This window comes from Streptomyces nymphaeiformis (assembly GCF_014203895.1).
In the GTDB taxonomy this organism is placed as follows: domain Bacteria; phylum Actinomycetota; class Actinomycetes; order Streptomycetales; family Streptomycetaceae; genus Streptomyces; species Streptomyces nymphaeiformis.
On record NZ_JACHJY010000002.1, the window covers coordinates 61232 to 78426 of the forward strand.

16 protein-coding genes are annotated in these 17195 nt (G+C 74.6%); 13 read left to right on the forward strand and 3 right to left on the reverse strand.

Features of this window, described 5'->3' with window-relative positions; translation table 11 throughout:
• The first annotated feature begins 10 nt into the window (after positions 1–10).
• From GGE06_RS06310 to GGE06_RS06320, 3 genes are read left to right on the forward strand one after another with little or no spacing between them, the layout of a single operon-like run.
• Entirely contained in the window at positions 11–676 is a 666-nt protein-coding gene (locus GGE06_RS06310) for an amino acid ABC transporter permease (protein ID WP_116157480.1), read from the forward strand.
• Complete coding sequence (locus GGE06_RS06315) at positions 673–1590, forward strand: amino acid ABC transporter permease (RefSeq protein WP_184930211.1); 918 nt, start codon at positions 673–675, stop codon at positions 1588–1590. Before GGE06_RS06310 ends, GGE06_RS06315 begins: the two co-directional genes overlap by 4 nt.
• Positions 1591–1632: 42 nt before the next feature.
• Positions 1633–3237 carry a molybdopterin-dependent oxidoreductase gene (locus tag GGE06_RS06320; RefSeq protein WP_184930212.1) on the forward strand — a complete coding sequence of 535 codons (1605 nt, stop codon included), beginning with the start codon at positions 1633–1635 and terminating at the stop codon, positions 3235–3237.
• Positions 3238–3255: 18 nt separating this feature from the next.
• Here GGE06_RS06320 and GGE06_RS06325 read toward each other — a convergent pair whose 3' ends face one another.
• Positions 3256–4497, reverse strand: a complete 1242-nt coding sequence (locus GGE06_RS06325; protein ID WP_116157477.1) for a GNAT family N-acetyltransferase — start codon at positions 4495–4497, stop codon at positions 3256–3258.
• Between the two features lie 301 nt (positions 4498–4798).
• Here GGE06_RS06325 and GGE06_RS06330 point away from each other — a divergent pair, with 301 nt between their 5' ends.
• The 9 genes from GGE06_RS06330 to GGE06_RS06370 all read left to right on the forward strand — a co-directional run bounded on the left by GGE06_RS06330 (position 4799) and on the right by GGE06_RS06370 (position 14636).
• Entirely contained in the window at positions 4799–6874 is a 2076-nt protein-coding gene (locus tag GGE06_RS06330; RefSeq protein WP_312883039.1) for an ATP-binding protein, read from the forward strand.
• A 256-nt stretch (positions 6875–7130) separates the two neighbouring features.
• Positions 7131–8282, forward strand: a complete 1152-nt coding sequence (locus tag GGE06_RS06335; protein ID WP_184930214.1) for a sulfite oxidase — start codon at positions 7131–7133, stop codon at positions 8280–8282.
• A gap of 66 nt (positions 8283–8348) precedes the next feature.
• Positions 8349–9179 (forward strand): NAD(+) synthase, encoded by an 831-nt coding sequence (gene nadE, locus GGE06_RS06340; RefSeq protein ID WP_116157474.1) that lies wholly within the window; start codon positions 8349–8351, stop codon positions 9177–9179.
• Positions 9180–9253: 74 nt separating this feature from the next.
• On the forward strand, positions 9254–9640 hold the full coding sequence (locus GGE06_RS06345; protein WP_116157473.1) for a VOC family protein: 387 nt from the start codon (positions 9254–9256) through the stop codon (positions 9638–9640).
• A 91-nt stretch (positions 9641–9731) separates the two neighbouring features.
• Complete coding sequence (locus GGE06_RS06350; protein ID WP_116157472.1) at positions 9732–11039, forward strand: alpha/beta fold hydrolase; 1308 nt, start codon at positions 9732–9734, stop codon at positions 11037–11039.
• A gap of 82 nt (positions 11040–11121) precedes the next feature.
• A complete protein-coding gene (locus tag GGE06_RS06355) occupies positions 11122–12240 on the forward strand; it encodes a GntR family transcriptional regulator (RefSeq protein WP_116157471.1) in 1119 nt (372 codons plus the stop codon).
• Between the two features lie 105 nt (positions 12241–12345).
• Positions 12346–13293 (forward strand): SIS domain-containing protein, encoded by a 948-nt coding sequence (locus GGE06_RS06360; RefSeq protein WP_246532359.1) that lies wholly within the window; start codon positions 12346–12348, stop codon positions 13291–13293.
• Positions 13290–14039 carry a PIG-L deacetylase family protein gene (locus GGE06_RS06365; protein WP_246532360.1) on the forward strand — a complete coding sequence of 250 codons (750 nt, stop codon included), beginning with the start codon at positions 13290–13292 and terminating at the stop codon, positions 14037–14039. Before GGE06_RS06360 ends, GGE06_RS06365 begins: the two co-directional genes overlap by 4 nt.
• A 39-nt stretch (positions 14040–14078) precedes the next feature.
• Positions 14079–14636: a hypothetical protein gene (locus GGE06_RS06370; protein WP_147321045.1), complete on the forward strand. Its 558-nt coding sequence runs from the start codon at positions 14079–14081 to the stop codon at positions 14634–14636.
• A gap of 16 nt (positions 14637–14652) precedes the next feature.
• On the opposite strand, the gene GGE06_RS06375 is transcribed toward GGE06_RS06370, so the two are convergent.
• The gene (locus GGE06_RS06375; protein ID WP_116157468.1) at positions 14653–15426 is read right to left on the reverse strand and encodes a VOC family protein; all 774 of its coding nucleotides are present in this window, start codon (positions 15424–15426) and stop codon (positions 14653–14655) included.
• Between the two features lie 97 nt (positions 15427–15523).
• Positions 15524–16477, reverse strand: coding sequence for an NAD(P)/FAD-dependent oxidoreductase (locus tag GGE06_RS06380; RefSeq protein WP_184930215.1), 954 nt, complete (start codon positions 16475–16477; stop codon positions 15524–15526).
• Between the two features lie 67 nt (positions 16478–16544).
• Here GGE06_RS06380 and GGE06_RS06385 point away from each other — a divergent pair, with 67 nt between their 5' ends.
• Entirely contained in the window at positions 16545–17132 is a 588-nt protein-coding gene (locus tag GGE06_RS06385; RefSeq protein ID WP_184930216.1) for a helix-turn-helix domain-containing protein, read from the forward strand.
• Positions 17133–17195: the final 63 nt, after the last annotated feature.

Consider the following 17195-nt stretch of genomic DNA (forward strand, 5'->3'; position numbering starts at 1 on the left):
GCCGGCCGCCGTGTTCGACTTCCTCCAGGGGTACGACCTGCTCGGAGCCTTCTGGGTGACGGTGCAGCTCACCGTCTACTCCGCGATCGGCTCCCTCGTCTGGGGGACGCTGCTGGCCGCGATGCGCGTCAGCCCCGTCCCCCTCATGCGGGGCTTCGGCACCGCCTACGTCAACATCGTCCGCAACATCCCCCTCACCGTCATCATCGTCTTCACCTCGCTCGGCCTCTTCCAGACCCTCGGGGTCAGCCTCGGCGCCGAACGGTTCACCACCATCAACTTCCGCCTCGCCGTCCTCGGCCTCACCGCCTACACCAGCGCCTTCGTCTGCGAGGCCCTGCGCTCCGGCATCAACACCGTCCCCCTCGGACAGGTCGAGGCCGCCCGCGCCATCGGCCTCAGCTTCCCCCAGGTGCTGCGCCTGATCGTGCTCCCGCAGGCCTTCCGCTCCGTCGTCGCACCGCTCGCCAACGTCCTCATCGCCCTCACCAAGAACACCACCGTCGCCGCCACCATCGGCGTCGCCGAAGCGGCCCTGCTGATGCGCGAGATGATCGAGAACGAGGCCCAGCTCCTCCTCATCTCCGCGATCTTCGCCGTCGGCTTCCTCTGCCTCACCCTGCCCACCGGGCTCCTCCTCGGCTGGGTGGCCAAGAAGGTGGCGGTGAAGCGGTGAAGGACAAGCCCACCGTCCTCTACGACGTCCCCGGCCCGCGCGCCCGGCGGCGCAACGTCCTCTGGAGCGTGCTGTTCCTGATCGGGCTCGCCGCCGTCGTGTGGTGGGTCGCCGCGAGCCTCGCCGACAAGAACCAGCTCGCATGGGCCAAGTGGGCGCCCTTCTTCACCGACGCCCGCGTCTGGGAGACGTACATCCTGCCCGCCCTCAAGAACACCGTCATCGCCGCGGCGCTCTCCATGGTCATCGCGCTGCCCCTCGGCGCGTTCCTCGGCATCCTCCGGCTCTCCGACCACATTGTCGTCCGCTCCGTCGCCGGCTCCGTCGTCGAGTTCTTCCGGGCCATCCCCGTCCTGATCCTCATGCTCTTCGCGGACGCCGCCTACTCCGAGTTCACCGACATCAGCCCGGACAACCGCCCCCTGTACGCCGTCGTCACCGGCCTCGTCCTCTACAACGCCTCCGTGCTCGCCGAGGTCGTCCGCGCCGGCATCCTCGCCCTCCCCACCGGCCAGACCGACGCGGCCAAGGCCATCGGCATGCGCAAGGGCCAGATCATGACCCACGTCCTCCTGCCGCAGGCCGTCACCGCCATGCTGCCCGCCCTCGTCAGCCAGCTCGTCGTCATCGTCAAGGACACCGCCCTCGGCGGCGCGATGCTCGGCTTCTCCGAACTCCTCGCCTCCGTCCGCCCGATGAGCGCCAACTACGGCGCCAACACGATCGCCTGCTTCACCGTCGTCGCCGTGATCTTCATCGCCCTCAACTTCGCGCTCACCACCTTCGCCTCCCGGCTCGAACGCCGGCTGCGGCGCGGCAAGAAAACCACCGGGGCGGTCGTCGGCGTCGAGGCCGTGGAGGAACTGGCGGCACCGGGCGAGCACCCGGACACGCGCCGAGGCCCATCCGGGTGATGCGGCCCGTCCGGGCCGTCCGCGTGTGCCGAAATAGCGTGCATGAACGCCACCAGGCCCGCGCCCGAGCCCCACGACGAACCGCGCCGCGAACGACCCACCCGCACCGACCGTCTCCTCGCCGCGCTCGGCGGCCTCGTCTCGGCGTACGTCTCCCTGGCCGTCGCGGACCTCGTCGCCCACTGGGTGCGCCCCGAGGCGAGCCCCGTCCCCGCCGTCGGCGGCGCCGTCGTCGACAGCACCCCGGCGCCCGTCAAGGAGTGGGCGATCCGCGCCTTCGGCGAGAACGACAAGACCGTCCTCCAGCTCGGCATCCTGCTCCTGCTCGCCCTCCTCGCCCTCGGGGTCGGGCTGCTCGCGCTGCGCCACCGCCTGCTCGGCGCGGCAGCCGTCGGGGCCTTCGGCGTCTTCGGGGCCGTCGCCGCCGTCACCCGCCCCGACTCCGGGTCCGTCACGGACGCCGTCCCCTCGCTCGTCGGAGCCGCGGCCGGGGCGCTCCTCCTGTACGCCCTGATCGGCCGGCTCCTCACCCCCTGGCCCGGGACCGCGCGGGCCGACCGGCGCGGATTCCTGATCGTCGCCGCCTCCACCGGCCTCGCCGCGACGGGCGCCGCCGCGATCGGCCGCGCCGTCGGCACCCCCGTACAGGAGAACGCCGCCGCCTCCCGCGCGGCCCTCGTCCTGCCCCGACCCGATTCCCCCGCACCGGGCGTGCCCGCCGGAGCCCGGCTCGACGTCCCCGGCCTCGGCCCCTTCATCACCCCGAACCGCGACTTCTACCGCGTCGACACCGCGCTCATCGTCCCCAAGGTCGACGCCGACCGCTGGCGGCTGCGCATCCACGGCAGCGGCGTCCGCGAGGAACGCACCCTCACCCTGCGGCAGCTCATGGCCCGGCCGACGGTCGAGCGGGACATCACCCTGTGCTGCGTCTCCAACGAGGTCGGCGGTCCACTCGTCGGCAACGCCCGCTGGCTCGGCGTCCCCCTCGCCCCCCTGCTCCGCGAGGCCGGCGTCCGCCCGCCCTCCGAGGGCGGTCCCGCCGACCAGCTGGTCGCCCGCTCCGTCGACGGCATGACCATCGGCACGCCCGTCGAAGCCGTCATGGACGGCCGCGACGCCCTCCTCGCCTTCGGGATGAACGGCGAACCCCTGCCCTTCACCCACGGCTTCCCCGTGCGCATGATCGTCCCCGGCCTCTACGGCTACGTCTCCGCCTGCAAGTGGATCGCGTCGATCGAACTCACCACCTTCGCCGCGTACGACGCCTACTGGGTCCCGCGCGGCTGGGCGGCGCAGGCCCCCGTCAAGACGCAGTCCCGCATCGACACCCCGCGCGACGGCGCCCACCCCGCCGCCGGCACCGTCATGGTCGCCGGGGTCGCCTGGGCCCAGCACCGGGGCATCCGCCGGGTCGAGGTACGGGTGGACGACGGCCCCTGGCAGGACGCCCGCCTCGCGGCGCAGGACGGCGTCGACACCTGGCGCCAGTGGGTCCACCCCTGGGCCGCCACCCCCGGCCGCCACACCCTCACCGTCCGCGCCACCGACGGCACCGGCACCACCCAGCCGGAACGGCGCACCGACACCATGCCCGACGGAGCACAGGGCTGGCACTCGATCGACGTCACCGTCGGAAGGGCGTGACCCCCGGCCGGTGGACCCTCAGAACCAGTGCAGACAGTGCGGGGCGCGCTCCCCGCGGAACAGGGCGTCGGCGAGCGCGGCCGCGCCCGGCCGGTGGGCCCGGACGTGCCCGGCGCGCACGAGGGTGCTCGGGGCGGTGCCGCCGAGGTAGACCGAGCCCAGGTCCCGCACGTCCAGGGACAGATCGGGCTCCCGGTCCGTCGGGACGCACTCGGCCTTGCCGCCCCGGACGGTCAGCAGGTACCGGCCGCGCCCCCCGAGGAACGGGTCGTCGACATCGAGGACGAGCTCGCCGTCCGCGGACCAGCCGCGCGCGGTCAGCGCGCCCGGCACGTCGAGCAGCCGCACCCAGAGCCAGTCGGTGGGGTTGACCACCTCGCCGGCGCGGAAGTCCGCGAGCTGCCAGCGCAGCGGGTGCCCGGGCGGGACGTGCTTGAACACGACCTTCTCGACCAGGTCGTGTTCGAGCACGAACCGGGCCAGGGCCGTGAACACGGCGTCGTCGCCGGCGATCGTCTCGTCCACGGTCAGGGTGCGGTCGTCGCCGACCGTGTAACTGGCGTACCCGTCCGGGATCCCGTCGGCGTCCCGGTGGACCGCCACGTACCGCGCTGCCGGAGCGATCGGGGGCTGCCCCGCCCGCAGACCCCACCAGCGGTGCGGCCGGGACAGCGCGCCGGGCTGCGCGCGGCGGTACCGGTCGTAGACCTCTTCGAGGACCTCGGCGCAGTCGGCACGGCGCAGCACCTCGACCGAGCCCGCGTCGGCCGTGTCCGTCGCGTCCGTCGCGCCCGTGGTCCCGAGCGCCCGGGGGAGGGCGAGCGCGGCCCGCCGGCGCGGTACCGTCAGCCGCTGCGTGTACGTCGCCGGGCCGTAGCCGAACCTGCCGTAGATCGTGGCCTCGGAGGCGAGCAGCACGGAGAGGAAGTCCCCCCGGGCCCGCAGCTCGGTGAGCTGCCGCCGCATCATCGCGCTCAGCACGCCCCGGCGCCGGTGCGAGGGCAGCACGCCGACGGCGGTCACCCCGCCGACCGGGACGAGGACCTCACCGGGCAGCGTGAGCTCGAAGGAGTACGAAGCGGTCGTGCCGACGGGCCGCCCGTCGTCCGCCAGGGCGAACAGGCCGCGGTCCATCTCGAGCGCCGACCACCAGACCCCGCCGCCGTCCTCGGCCGGCGTGTCCGGGAAGAGCCCGAAGGCGGTGTGCATCGTGTCGACGAAGAGACCGCGGTCCTGCTCGGTCGTGGGACGAATCTCCATCGGTACTGCCGCCTCTCCGGAACACCGGCACCACCGTTCGTGACGCCCCGCACAGTGCAGCCGCGCCCTGTGGCAGGGTCAAACGAATTTCCCGCTCCGGAAACGGAGAGGGGCGGCCCGGCGAGTCCGTTCCGCCGGGTCCGGAGCGGAGGACGGCAGCGTGGCGGGCGGCACCCGCCGGGTCTGGAGCGGAGATCGGCAGCGTGACGGGCGGCGTCCGCCGGGTCCGGAGCGGAGATCGGCACCGTAACGAACCGGCTCCGCAGGTCCGTTCGAGGCCGGCATGAGGGAGACTGCTCCCGTGCGTGGACATCTGCCGGACGAGAACCCCGGTTTCGTGGGACGCCGCACGGAACTGGAGCGCATATCCGCCGCGTTGGCGGAGCACCGCCTCGTCACCGTGACCGGCGTCGGGGGCGTGGGGAAGACCCGGCTCGCGCTGCGCGCCGCGCACCTCGCCGCCGACGCCCACCCGGACGGCGCCTGGTGGACCGACCTCGGCCAGCTCGACGGCGACCGGCTCCTCGTCGCCCTCGTCGCCGACTCCGTCGACCTCGCCGACCACACCCCCGGCATGGCCACCACCGGACTCTGCCACCGGCTCGCCGACGACCGGCTGCTCCTCGTCCTCGACTCCTGCGAGCACCTCGCCGAATCCTGCGCCCGGCTCGTCACCGAACTCCTCGCCGCCGCCCCCGGACTCACCGTCCTCGCCACCAGCCGCCGCCCCCTCGGCGTCCCGGGGGAGCGGGTCGTCGCCCTCGACCCGCTGCCGCCCGCCGGACGCGACGCCCTGGAGCTGCTCCGCCGGGCCGCCGGGGAGGACTTCCCCGCCGCCGGGCCCGCCGGCGAGATCTGCGTACGCCTGGAGGGCATCCCGCTCGCCCTGGAACTCGCCGCCGCGCAGATCCGCCTCCAGGGCGCCGAAGCCGTCCGCGACCAGCTCGGCACCCGCCTCGACAGCCCGCCGGGAGCCCGCTTCGACCTGCTGGCCCACACCGAGCGGGTCTGGCCCAGCCGCCACCAGACCCTGGGCGCCGCCATCGGCTGGAGCCACGAGCTCGGCACCCCTCTCGAACGCCTCCTCTGGGCCCGGCTCTCCGTCTTCCGCGGGCCCTTCGACCTCGCCTCCGCGACCGCCGTCTGCGCCGGCGGACCCCTGGACCGCGCCACTTTGCCCGGCGCGCTCGACGGGCTCGTCCGCTCCTCCGTCGTCCGCCCGCCCGACACCGCCGGCCGGCACCGCATGCTCGACACGATCCGCGCGTACGGGGCGACCTGGCTGGAACGGACCGGCGAGACCGCGGCGGTCGCCGACCGGCACGCCGCCCACTTCCGGGCCTTGGCCCGCCGCGCCGAGACCGAATGGCACGGCGCCCGCCAGCTCCACTGGTACCGCACCGTCGACGCGCACCACACCGACCTGCGCACCGCCCTGGACCGGCTGCTGCGCACCGACCCCGACGCCGCCCTCGACCTCGTCGGCTCCGTCGCCTTCGCCTGGTCCTGCCGAGGCCGCCTCCGCGAGGCCCGCGACGGCCTCGAACAGGCCCTCCTCCTCAGCGAGGCCCGCGGCCGCACCCGGGCCCGCGCGCTGTGGGCCCTCGGCGTCACCCTGGTCCTCCAGGGCGAGTCCGGCCCCGCGCAGGAGATCAGCGAGCGCTGCGCCCGCGAGGCCAGACACACGGAGCACGCCGAGCACTCGTCGTACGAGAAGACCGAGGGGCCCGGCGACCTCACCCTCGACGCCGCCGCCCTCGCCGGGCTCCTCGCCCTGACCACCGGCCGTCCGATGGCCGCGTACGTCGTCGTGGGCCACGTCCTCGACGCCGCCCCCGGCGGTCCCGCCGACTCCGCCGCCCGGCTCCGCTGCCACCTCGTCCGGGTCTTCGCCCTCACCGGCCTCGGCCGCCTCGCCGAGGCCCGGGAGCGGGCGCTGCGGCTGCGGGCCCTGTGCGAGGAGCTCGACGAGCACTGGACCCGCACCGCCCTGGAGTACCAGCTCGCCCTCACCGGCCTCCTGGAGGGCGACCCGGCGGCCGCCTCCGGACACGCCCGCGCCATGCTCGAAGGCACCAGGAGCCTGGGCGCCAGCCTCGGCGTCGCCCTGGGCCTGGACGTCCTCGCGACCGCCCTCGCGGCCGCCGGCGACGGCGAGCGCGCGGCTGACGTGAGCGGCACGGGCGAGGCGTACTGGCGCTCCACCGGCCAGCCCCGGCGCGGCCTGATCGGCCTGCGGGCGCTCCGCGAGAAGTACGCCGACACGGCCCGCGCGACCATCGGCGAACCGGTCTACGAGGAGATCTTCGGCCGCGCCCTCACCGGCCCCCCACAGGACGGCCTCGACCGTGCCCTGCGCGGCCGCCGCCAGGAGTAGGGCCTGTCCGGCGGATCACGGCCGGGGCCGCGGCGTCTGGCACGGCACCTCGCGGCGTTGCCGAAACGCCCGAGTAGCTCCGCCATCAGGGCGCTCCGGCGCCTTGCGAGGCGTCCCCTCGGCCCTGGCGGGCCTGGGAGACCCCCTGCACCAGACGCCGCCGCCCATCCGACCCTGATCCGCCGGACAGACCCTGGGCCCCCTGCCGCCCCCGGCCCGACATGCCCCGCCCCCCGCCCCGGCGCACCATGAGGGCATGGACGGATCCCTGAGCGGTCTGGGTGACATCAGCACACCGGGGCGCGTGGCCGGGCCCGAGGAGGGCGTCACCGCGCAGGAGCTCGCCCTCGCCGCCCGGAACCACGGACTGCCCCTCGAAGCCCTGCGGTACGACGTCACCCCGCCCGGCCTCCACTACGTCCTCGTCCACTACGACATCCCCGCCACCGACGCGGACGGCTGGCGGCTCACCGTCGGCGGCCGGGTCCTGCGGACGCTCGACCTGGACCTGGCGGAGCTCCGCGCCCGGCCCGCCGTCACCCGCCGGGTGACCCTGGAGTGCGCCGGGAACGGCCGCGCCCGGCTCACCCCCCGCCCGGTCAGCCAGCCCTGGCTGGTCGAGGCGGTCGGGACCGCCGACTGGACCGGCGTCCCGCTCGCCGACCTCCTCGCGGAGGCGGGCACCGCCGAGGACGCGGCCGAGGCGGTCTTCACCGGCGCCGACCACGGCGTCGAGCGCGGCGTCGAGCAGGACTACCGCCGCAGCCTGCCCCTGGCCACGGCCGCCGACCCCGCCCGGGACGTCCTCGTCGCGTACGCGATGAACGGCGCGCCCCTGCCGCCGCAGCACGGCAGCCCGCTCCGGCTCGTCGTCCCCGGCTGGTACGGCATGGCGCACGTGAAGTGGCTCCACGACATCACGCTCACCGACACCCCGTACACCGGCTTCCAGCAGAGCGTCGCCTACCGCCTGCGCCGGGACGCCGAGGAACCGGGGGAGCCCGTCACGCTCATCGCGCCCCGGGCCCTGATGGTGCCCCCGGGCTTCCCCGACTTCATGTCCCGCACCCGCGTCGTCCGCCCGGGCGCCGTGCCGCTCACCGGGCGCGCCTGGTCCGGGCACGGCCCGGTGACCCGCGTCGAGGTCAGCGAGGACGGCGGCGCGGCCTGGACCGACGCCGAGATCGCACGGGACCCCGCGCACCCCTGGGCCTGGTCCGCCTGGCGCACCACCTGGACCGCGACGCCGGGACTGCGCCACCTGACCGTCCGGGCCACCGACGCCGCCGGGAACGTCCAGCCGCTGGACCCGCCCTGGAACCGCGGCGGCTTCGCCAACAACCTCGTCCAGCGGGTCGAGGTGCTGTGCACCCCGGAGGCGTCCGGAGCCCGGTCGGCGGGCGCGTAGAGTCGACCCCGGTGCACCCCCGTACCAGCGGGTACACCGCCGACCGACCCTGACGAGGAGACCTCCGTGACCGACCCGGCGTCCACCGCCCTCCAGCTGCAGATCGCCCGGGACCTCCAGGTCGCCGAGACCTTCGACCCGAAGGCGGAGATCGAGCGCCGGGTGGCCTTCCTCACCGAGCGGCTCACCTCCACCGGGCTGCGCTCCCTCGTCCTCGGCATCAGCGGGGGCGTCGACTCCACGACCGCCGGCCGGCTCTGCCAGCTCGCCGTGGAGCGGGCCCGCGCCGCCGGCCACGACGCCACCTTCTACGCGATGCGCCTGCCGTACGGCGTCCAGGCCGACGAGCACGACGCGCAGACCGCCCTCGGCTTCATCCGCGCCGACCGGGTCCTCACCGTGGACGTCAAGGCGGCCAGTGACGCGGCCCTGGAGGCCTCCCTCGCCGGCGGCGTCACCTTCCGCGACGCCCACCACCAGGACTTCGTGCACGGCAACATCAAGGCCCGGCAGCGGATGATCGCCCAGTACGCGGTCGCCGGCGCCCACGACGGACTCGTCGTCGGCACCGACCACGCCGCCGAGGCCGTCTCCGGCTTCTTCACCAAGTTCGGCGACGGCGCCGCCGACGTCGTCCCGCTGACCGGCCTCACCAAGCGCCGCGTCCGCGCGATCGCCGACGAGCTGGGCGCCCCGGCCGAGCTGGTGTGGAAGACCCCCACGGCCGACCTGGAGACCCTCGACCCGGGCAAGGCCGACGAGGACGCGCTCGGCGTCACCTACGACGACATCGACGACTTCCTGGAGGGCAAGCCGGTCGCGGAGGCCGCCTACGCCACGATCGTCCGCCGCTACGAGCTCACCGAGCACAAGCGGCAGCTGCCGATCGCTCCCTGAGCGGACGGCGCGGCGGAGTCGGAGGATCCTGGAAGGGGCGCCTGGTGCGTCAGGCCCCCGGAAGGGAGCACGTCATGTTCGGCGAGTCCACGGCGTACAGCTGCTTCTCGGTCGACGACCTCGACGCCGCGCGCCGCTTCTACGGCGACGTCCTCGGCCTGCGGGTGGAGGACACCGGCCCCGAGGGGATGCGGATGCTCAACCTCACCCTGCCGGGCGGGGCGCGGGTCTTCGTCTATCCCAAGGAGAACCACACCCCCGCCACCTTCACGATCCTCAACTTCGAGGTCGACGACGTGGACCGGGCCGTCGACGAGCTGACGGGGCGCGGAGTGACGTTCGAACGCTACGAGGGCTTCGAGGCCGACGAGAAGGGCATCGTGCGCGACGGACACGGCCCCGCCATCGCCTGGTTCACCGATCCGGCCGGCAACGTCATCGCGGTCCTCTCGAACGGCTGACGCGGCACCACGAAAGGCCTCGTCCCGCGCCGCCCCCCGCCCCCGCCGTGTGATCCAATCTCCTCGCGGGGGCGTACGAACAGGAGCAGCGTTGACCACCTACCGCCAGCCGGGTCTCGTCCTCACCGACCACCGCTTCCCCGTCCCCCTCGACCACGCCCGTCCCGACGGCGAGCGCATCGAGGTCTTCGGCCGTGAGGTCGTCGCGAGCGACAGGGCCCGCTCCGGCCAGGAGGAGCTGCCCTGGCTGGTCTACCTGGAGGGCGGCCCCGGCTTCGGCGCCCGCCGCTTCATCGGCCCGCAGGCCTGGCTCGGCCGCGCCGTGCGGGAGTTCCGCGTCCTCCTCCTCGACCAGCGCGGCACCGGCCGCTCCACCCCGGCCAACCGCCAGACCCTGCCGCTGCGCGGCGGCCCGGCCGAGCAGGCGGACTACCTGGCCCACTTCCGCGCCGACTCCATCGTCAAGGACTGCGAGCTGATCCGGCGCCGGCTCACCGGCGGCGCCCCCTGGACCGTCCTCGGCCAGAGCTTCGGCGGCTTCTGCGCCACCCACTACCTCTCCACCGCCCCCGAAGGCCTGGACACCGTCCTCGTCACCGGCGGCCTGCCCTCCCTGGACGCCACCGCCGACGAGGTCTACCGCGCCGCCTACCCCCGCGTCCTGCGGAAGAACGAGGCCCACTTCGCCCGCCACCCCCAGGACGCCGAACGGGCCCGCGCCATCGCCGCCCACCTCCTCGACCACGAGGTCACCCTCCCCGGCGGCGGGCTCCTCACCGTCGAGGCCTTCCAGTCCCTCGGCATCCTCCTCGGCTCCGGCGAGGGCACCCACCAGCTCCACCTGCTCCTGGAGGGCGCCTTCGTGCCCACCCCGGGCGGACCCGCGCTCTCCGACACGTTCCTCGAACAGGTCCAGGCCCACCTCTCGTACGCCGGACACCCGCTCTACGCCGTACTCCACGAGGCCATCTACGCCCAGGGCCGGGGCCCCACCGACTGGGCCGCCGAGCGGGTCCGCGCCGAGCACCCCGAGTTCGACGCCCGCACGGCCCTCGCCGAGGGCGCGCCGCTGCTCTTCACCGGCGAGACCGTCCACCCCTGGCACTTCACCACCGACCCCGCCCTGCGCCCGCTCCGCGAGACCGCCGAACTGCTCGCCGCGCGCACCGACTGGACCCCGCTGTACGACCGCGAGCGCCTCGCCGCCAACGAGGTCCCGGTCGCGGCCGCCGTCTACCACGACGACATGTACGTGGACACCGCCCACTCCCTGGAGACCGCGCGCGCCGTACGCGGCCTGCGGACCTGGGTGACCGACGAGTTCGAGCACGACGGGGTGCGGGCCGGCGGACCGCGCGTCCTCGACCGGCTCCTCTCCCTCGCGCGGGGAGAGATCTGAGGACACAGGTCATAGGATTCGCCGCGCAATCGATCAGCAATGACACCGGGGCACGCGCCCCGGCCTGCGCGAAGGGGCCCGGATGGCGGCACACGAGACACCGGCCTCCGGCCGGGAGCTGAAGTTCCGGGCCCTCATGGCGGAGCTGCGGCGCGGCATCCTCGACGGCACCTGGCCCCCCGGCAGCAAGCTCCCCACCGAGCGGGCCCTCGCCACCGAGACCGGCCTGTCCGTCACCACCGTCCGCCGCGCCTACGAGGACCTGGTGGCCCTGGGGCTCGTCGAACGGCGCCAGGGGGCGGGCACCTTCTCCGCCCACCGGCCCGAGCGGGACCGGGCCGACCGCCGGATCGTCGGCGTCCTCGTGCCCGACACCACCTTCTACTACCCGCGCGTCCTCCAGGGCATCGAGAAGGAACTCGCGGCGGCCGGCGCCCGGCTCGTGCTCGCCTGCTCGCACTACGACCCCGACGAGGAGGACGCCGCCGTCGAACGGCTCCTCTCCGCCGGGGTCCACGGACTGCTCCTCGTCCCCAGCCTGCACACCGCGACCGACCCGGGACGGCGCGCCGAGGAGCTCCTCGCCCTGCCCGTCCCCGCCGTCCTCGTCGAGCGCCGGCTCGCCGCCCACGGACCCGGCGACCCCACCGAGCACGTGTGCACCGACCACGAAGGCGGCGCCTACGACGCCGTGCGGCATCTGCGGGCCCTCGGCCACGAGCGGCTCGGGCTCGTCGCCCGCACCGACGCGCCCACCACCGCGCCCATCGAGTCCGGCTTCGCCCGCGCGCTCGATGACCTCGGACTGCCCGCCGCCCCCGCGTACGAGCGGGACGTGATGGCCCGCTGGGACACGGACCGCGCCGACCGGGCGCTCGCCGCGCTGCGCGCAGCCGGTGTCACCGGCGCGCTCTGCTTCGGCGACCGGGAGGCCGCCCTGATGCTCGGGGCGGCCCGCCGCGCCGGGGTTCGGGTGCCCGAGGACCTGGCCCTGATCAGCTACGACAACGAGTTCGCCGATGTCGCGGAGACCCCGCTGACGGCCGTCTCGCCGCCCAAGTACCAGCTCGGCCGCCTCGCCGCGCAGATCCTGCTCCGACGGCTCGCCGAGGGGGACGCGGCCCCGCTCCACCAGGTGCAGCTGCGACCGCGCCTCGTGGTCCGGGCCTCCTGCGGCGGGCGGGCCCGGGGAGCCGTGTGAAAAGTCCAAGCAATGAGCACGAATTGCTCATGGTGTGCTCTGCTCCCACGCGGATACAACTCGGTCCGGACCCGCGAGGGCCCCTGTGAGGAGAGGACCCGGACCATGAGCACCCGGATGACGAGCACCCACGTCGGCGCGGAGATCGCCGGCCAGCCCGACTGCTGGCGCCGCGCCGCCGAGACCGCCGACCGCGACGCCGCCCTGCTGCCCGCCCGGGGCGAGCGCGTCGCGGTCGTCGGCTGCGGCACCTCGTACTTCATCGCCCGCGCCTACGCGGCCCTGCGGGAGTCCCTCGGCGCGGGCGAGACCGACGCGTTCCCCGCCTCCGACGCGACCCCGCTCGGCCGCGGCTACGACCGGATCGTCGCCCTCACCCGCTCCGGCATCACCACGGAGGTCGTGGACCTGCTCGCCCGCGCCGCCGGCCGCGTCCCGACGCTCGTCGTCACCGGCGTCCCCGACAGCCCCGCCGGGCGGCTCGCCGACCGGATCGTCGACCTCGGCTTCGCCGACGAACGCTCCGTCGTCCAGACCCGGTTCGCCACCACCGCCCTCCAACTCCTGCGCGCAGGGCTCGGGGTGGACCTCGGGCCCGCGATCGCCGACGCCGAACTCGTCCTGTACGAGCAGCTGCCCGCCGCCTGGGAGCGGCGCGGCCAGTTCACCTTCCTCGGCACCGGCTGGACCGTCGGGCTCGCCGACGAGGCGGCGCTGAAGCTCCGCGAAGTGGCCCGCGCCTGGACGGAGTCGTACGCGGCGATGGAGTACCGCCACGGCCCGATCAGCATCAGCGACCGTTCGAGCCTGGTCTGCTGCATCGGCCCGGAGCCGTCCGGCCTCCGCGACGAGGTGGACTCCACGGGCGCGCTGTTCGCCGCCGACGCGATCGACCCGGTCGCGGCCCTCGTCCGCGTCCAGCGGCTCGCGGTCGCCCTCGCGGACCGGCGCGGCCTCAACCCCGACCGCCCGCGCCACATCTCACGCTCGGTCATCCTGGCCGGAGCGTTCCGCCCCACGGCGTCGGACGCCGCCCGTATCCTGCGCTCATGATCGACGACGAGAACCTCCTGGAGATGCCCGGCGACTGGCAGCGCGCGCTGTGCGTCGTCGCCCACCCCGACGACCTGGAGTACGGCTGCGCGGCCGCGATCGCCGCCTGGACGGACGAGGGGAAGGAGGTCGCGTACGTCCTCGCGACCCGCGGCGAGGCCGGCATCGACACCCTCGCCCCCGATGTCTGCGGCCCGCTCCGCGAGCAGGAGCAGCGGGACAGCGCCGCGGTCGTCGGCGTGGACACGGTCGAGTTCCTCGACCACCGCGACGGCGTGATCGAGTACGGGCTCGACCTGCGCCGTGACATCGCGGCCGCGATCCGGCGCCACCGCCCGGAACTCGTGATCACCCTCAACCACCGCGACACCTGGGGCGGGGGCCCCGGCGCCCCCTGGAACACCCCCGACCACCTGGCCGTCGGCCGCGCCACCCTCGACGCGGCGGCGGACGCGGGCAACCGCTGGATCTTCCCCGAACTGACCGAGGAGCAGGGCCTCGCCCCCTGGAACGGCGTCCGCTGGGTGGCGGTGGCCGCCTCCAGCACCCCGACCCACGCGGCCGACGCGACCCCCGGCCTGGACCGCGCGATCCGCTCCCTCCTCTGCCACCGCGCCTACATCGAGGCCCTGACGGACGAGGACCCGGAGGCCTACGTCCGCGACTTCCTCACCACGGCGACGTCCCGAGCCTCCACCCGCTTCGGCGACCGCCCGGCGGTGACGTTCGAACTCTTCGGCAGGTAGGGTCGGTCGGGGTCGCGGGCACCACGGGGGGTGGAGCTGATGGCGTACGAGGCGCAGCTGTCGATCCGCCGAAGGGCGGTCCGGGGCGCGGTCGGCGGTGGGATCACGGGAGCGGTCGCGCCGGTGGCCGCGACGGTCGCCTACTTCCCGTACGGGCTGGTCGAGCTGCTGGGGCGGTACGCGTGGGCGTGGGGCCTCGGCGGTCTGGTCGTACTGGCCTGCGGCGTCCTCGGCACCTGGTCCGGCGCCCGGATCGGACGGGTGAACGGCGTCCGCGAGGTGGCCCTCGAACGGGGGGAGACCGTGCTGAGCGCTTACGCCGTCCGTCCTCCCCTGGTGGACGGACGGCCGTCCAAGCCGACGGACGCCCACCGTTTCGAGCTGCGCGTGACCAGCCGGGGCCTCCAGCTGTGGGACGGGTCCGACCGGCTCTGGAGCCATCCCTGGTCCGAGGTCCGCCTGACGACGGCTGACGGCGGCCTGCTCCTCGTCCACCACGGGGACCGGACGATCGCGGAGCTGTGGCCGGTGCCCGAGACGATCGGCTGGGATGCCGTGCTGCTCGGCGCCCAGCGGCTGCGCGCCCGCAGCCGCTGAGGCGAGCGCCGGCCGGTCACATCCTCGGCGAGGGCTTCAGGACCGCGAAGATCGCGCCGAAGGGGTCCGCGAGCCAGGCGATGCGGCCGACGTCGGGGATGTCGGCGGCGGGCATCAGGACCTGGCCGCCGTTGCCCTGGACCGAGCGGGAGGTCGCGTCGGCGTCCTCGACCGCGAAGTACGGGACCCAGGACGGCTTCATCCCTTCCTGGGCCTCCGCCGTGCCGCCGAAGGAGGCGTCCTCCTGGTCGCCCTCGGCGGTGGAGATGACGCGGTAGGTCATGCCGGGGGCGTCCATCTCGGCCCAGCGCCAGTCGAACAGGGACTTGTAGTAGGCGAGCGTGGACTCCGGGTCGGGGACGTGGAGTTCGGCCCAGATGAGGGTGTTGGGGGAGGAGGTCTTCTCCAGGCCCTGCACCGTCCCCGGCTGCCAGACGGCGAACTCGGCGCCCGCCGGGTCGGTGAGGTTGGCCATGCGGCCCGCGTCCATGACGTCGAAGGCCTCCGTGCGCGTGGTGCCGCCCGCGGCCTCCGAGGCTTTCTGGGTGGCGCTCGCGTCCGGGGTCTGGAAGTAGACCGTCCACGCGCTGTGCGCGCCCTCGTCGAGCGGCCCGAGCGCGGCGACCGTGGCGCCGTCCTGCTGGAAGAAGCCGTAGCCGCCGGAGTCCGGACCCGCCGACCGGAAGTCCCAGCCGAAGACGGCGCCGTAGAACGCGGCGGCGGCCTCCGTGTCGGGGCTGCCGAGGTCGAGCCAGTTGGGAGAGCCCTTGGTGAACTGCGTACCGAGCATGGAGGTGTCCCGTCCTTATGTCGTACGTGGCCGAATGTGGTCACCATGGCCGATCCTCACCCTTGAGCCCACGCGGCGCAGCCCCAATCGCCCTCTTTCATCCGGCCGGCCGACGGGCCGCCTCCTCCTCCAGATCCACGAGCAGCAGCTCGTTGCTGATCGCCACGCCCGCCCGGTAACCCCGGCTCACCGCGTCGACCACCTGCTCCTGCGGGCCCGTCACGTTCCCGGCCGCCCAGACGCCGGGCACGCTCGTCCGGCCGGTCTCGTCGACCGCGACGAACTCCCCGAACGGCGTCTCGCGCAGCTCCGCGCCCAATTCCCTCAGCACCCCGTCCCGCGCCGCGAGGCGCCGCGCCCCCACGAAGACCACCGCGCGCGGCACGAACCGCCCGTCGGCGAGCCGTACGCCGGTCAGCCGGTCGTCCTCGACGGCGAGCCCGGCGACCTCCCCGGCCACGACCTCGACCCCGGCCGCGTCGAGCAGCGCCGCGTCCCGGGCGGAGGGCTCGCCGGCCGTGTGGAGGAAGAGCGTCACGTCCTCGGACCAGCGCGAGACCATCAGCGCCTGGTGCGCGGGCATCGCCGGGTGGGCGATCACCCCGAACGGCAGGTCGCGGACCTCCCAGCCGTGGCAGTAGGGACAGTGCAGCACGTCCCTGCCCCAGCGCTCGGCCACCCCGTCGATCTCCGGCAGCTCGTCGACGAGCCCGGTCGTCACCACCAGGCGCCGTGCACGCACACGCGTGCCGTCCGCCAGGGACACCAGGAAGCCGTCGCCGTCCCGTGCCGCGCCGGTCACCCTGCCGTCCCGTACGCCCACGCCGTACGCCGCGAGCTCGCGCCGGCCGGTCGCCAGGTAGTCGGCGGGGCTCATGCCGTTCCGGGAGAGGACCCCCTGCATGTGGGCGGCCGGGGCGTTGCGGGGTTCGCCCGCGTCGACGACCAGGGTGCGCAGCCGCGAGCGGCCCATGATCAGTGCCGCGCTGAGCCCGGCCGCGCCACCGCCGATCACCAGCGCGTCGTACGTGTGGTCCGTCTGTGCGTTCATGCGTCGAGACTCGGTCGAAGCCGGCCGTGACCGCAAGAAATCTTGCCGGTTCTGCAAGACTGGCGCCATGACCGAAGACGACCGCATCGACGCCGTGCTGACCGAGGTCGGCCCCCGGCTCCGCCGGGTGCGCCGTGACCGGGGGGTGACCCTCGCCGAGCTCTCCGCCGCCACGGGGATCTCCGTGAGCACCCTCTCCCGGCTGGAGTCCGGGCAGCGCAAGCCCAGCCTCGAACTGCTCCTGCCGCTCGCCCGCGCCCACCAGGTCCCCCTGGACGAGCTGGTCGGCGCCCCGCCGGTGGGCGACCCCCGGGTCAGGGCGAAGCCCATCGTGCGCCACGGCCGGACGATGTACCCGCTGACCCGGCAGCCCGGCGGGCTCCAGGCGTACAAGGTGATCCAGGAGAAGCCGTACGAGAACCCGGAGCCCCGGGTGCACGAGGGGTACGAATGGCTGTACGTGCTCTCCGGGAGGCTCCGGCTCGTCCTGGGCGAGCACGACGTCGTCCTGACCGCCGGCGAGGCCGCCGAGTTCGACACGCGCGTCCCGCACTGGTTCGGGCCGACGGACGAGGGGCCGGTGGAGTTCCTGAGCCTGTTCGGGCCGCAGGGGGAGCGCATGCACGTCAGGGCGCGCCCCAAGAAGTCCGGCTGAACCGTTCCCCCAGGGCAAGCGACCGCTTAGTATGCCACCGACCGCTCGGTACGGAGGAGGCAT

Bases quoted from the DNA above. Each gene is read 5' to 3' on its own strand.
- GGE06_RS06320 (WP_184930212.1), top strand. From the start codon at position 1,633: ATGAACGCCACCAGGCCCGCGCCCGAGCCCCACGACGAACCGCGCCGC.
- GGE06_RS06325 (WP_116157477.1), bottom strand. From the start codon at position 4,497: ATGGAGATTCGTCCCACGACCGAGCAGGACCGCGGTCTCTTCGTCGAC.
- GGE06_RS06335 (WP_184930214.1), top strand. From the start codon at position 7,131: ATGGACGGATCCCTGAGCGGTCTGGGTGACATCAGCACACCGGGGCGC.
- GGE06_RS06345 (WP_116157473.1), top strand. From the start codon at position 9,254: ATGTTCGGCGAGTCCACGGCGTACAGCTGCTTCTCGGTCGACGACCTC.
- GGE06_RS06355 (WP_116157471.1), top strand. From the start codon at position 11,122: ATGGCGGCACACGAGACACCGGCCTCCGGCCGGGAGCTGAAGTTCCGG.
- GGE06_RS06360 (WP_246532359.1), top strand. From the start codon at position 12,346: ATGAGCACCCGGATGACGAGCACCCACGTCGGCGCGGAGATCGCCGGC.
- GGE06_RS06365 (WP_246532360.1), top strand. From the start codon at position 13,290: ATGATCGACGACGAGAACCTCCTGGAGATGCCCGGCGACTGGCAGCGC.
- GGE06_RS06370 (WP_147321045.1), top strand. From the start codon at position 14,079: ATGGCGTACGAGGCGCAGCTGTCGATCCGCCGAAGGGCGGTCCGGGGC.
- GGE06_RS06375 (WP_116157468.1), bottom strand. From the start codon at position 15,426: ATGCTCGGTACGCAGTTCACCAAGGGCTCTCCCAACTGGCTCGACCTC.
- GGE06_RS06380 (WP_184930215.1), bottom strand. From the start codon at position 16,477: ATGAACGCACAGACGGACCACACGTACGACGCGCTGGTGATCGGCGGT.
- GGE06_RS06385 (WP_184930216.1), top strand. From the start codon at position 16,545: ATGACCGAAGACGACCGCATCGACGCCGTGCTGACCGAGGTCGGCCCC.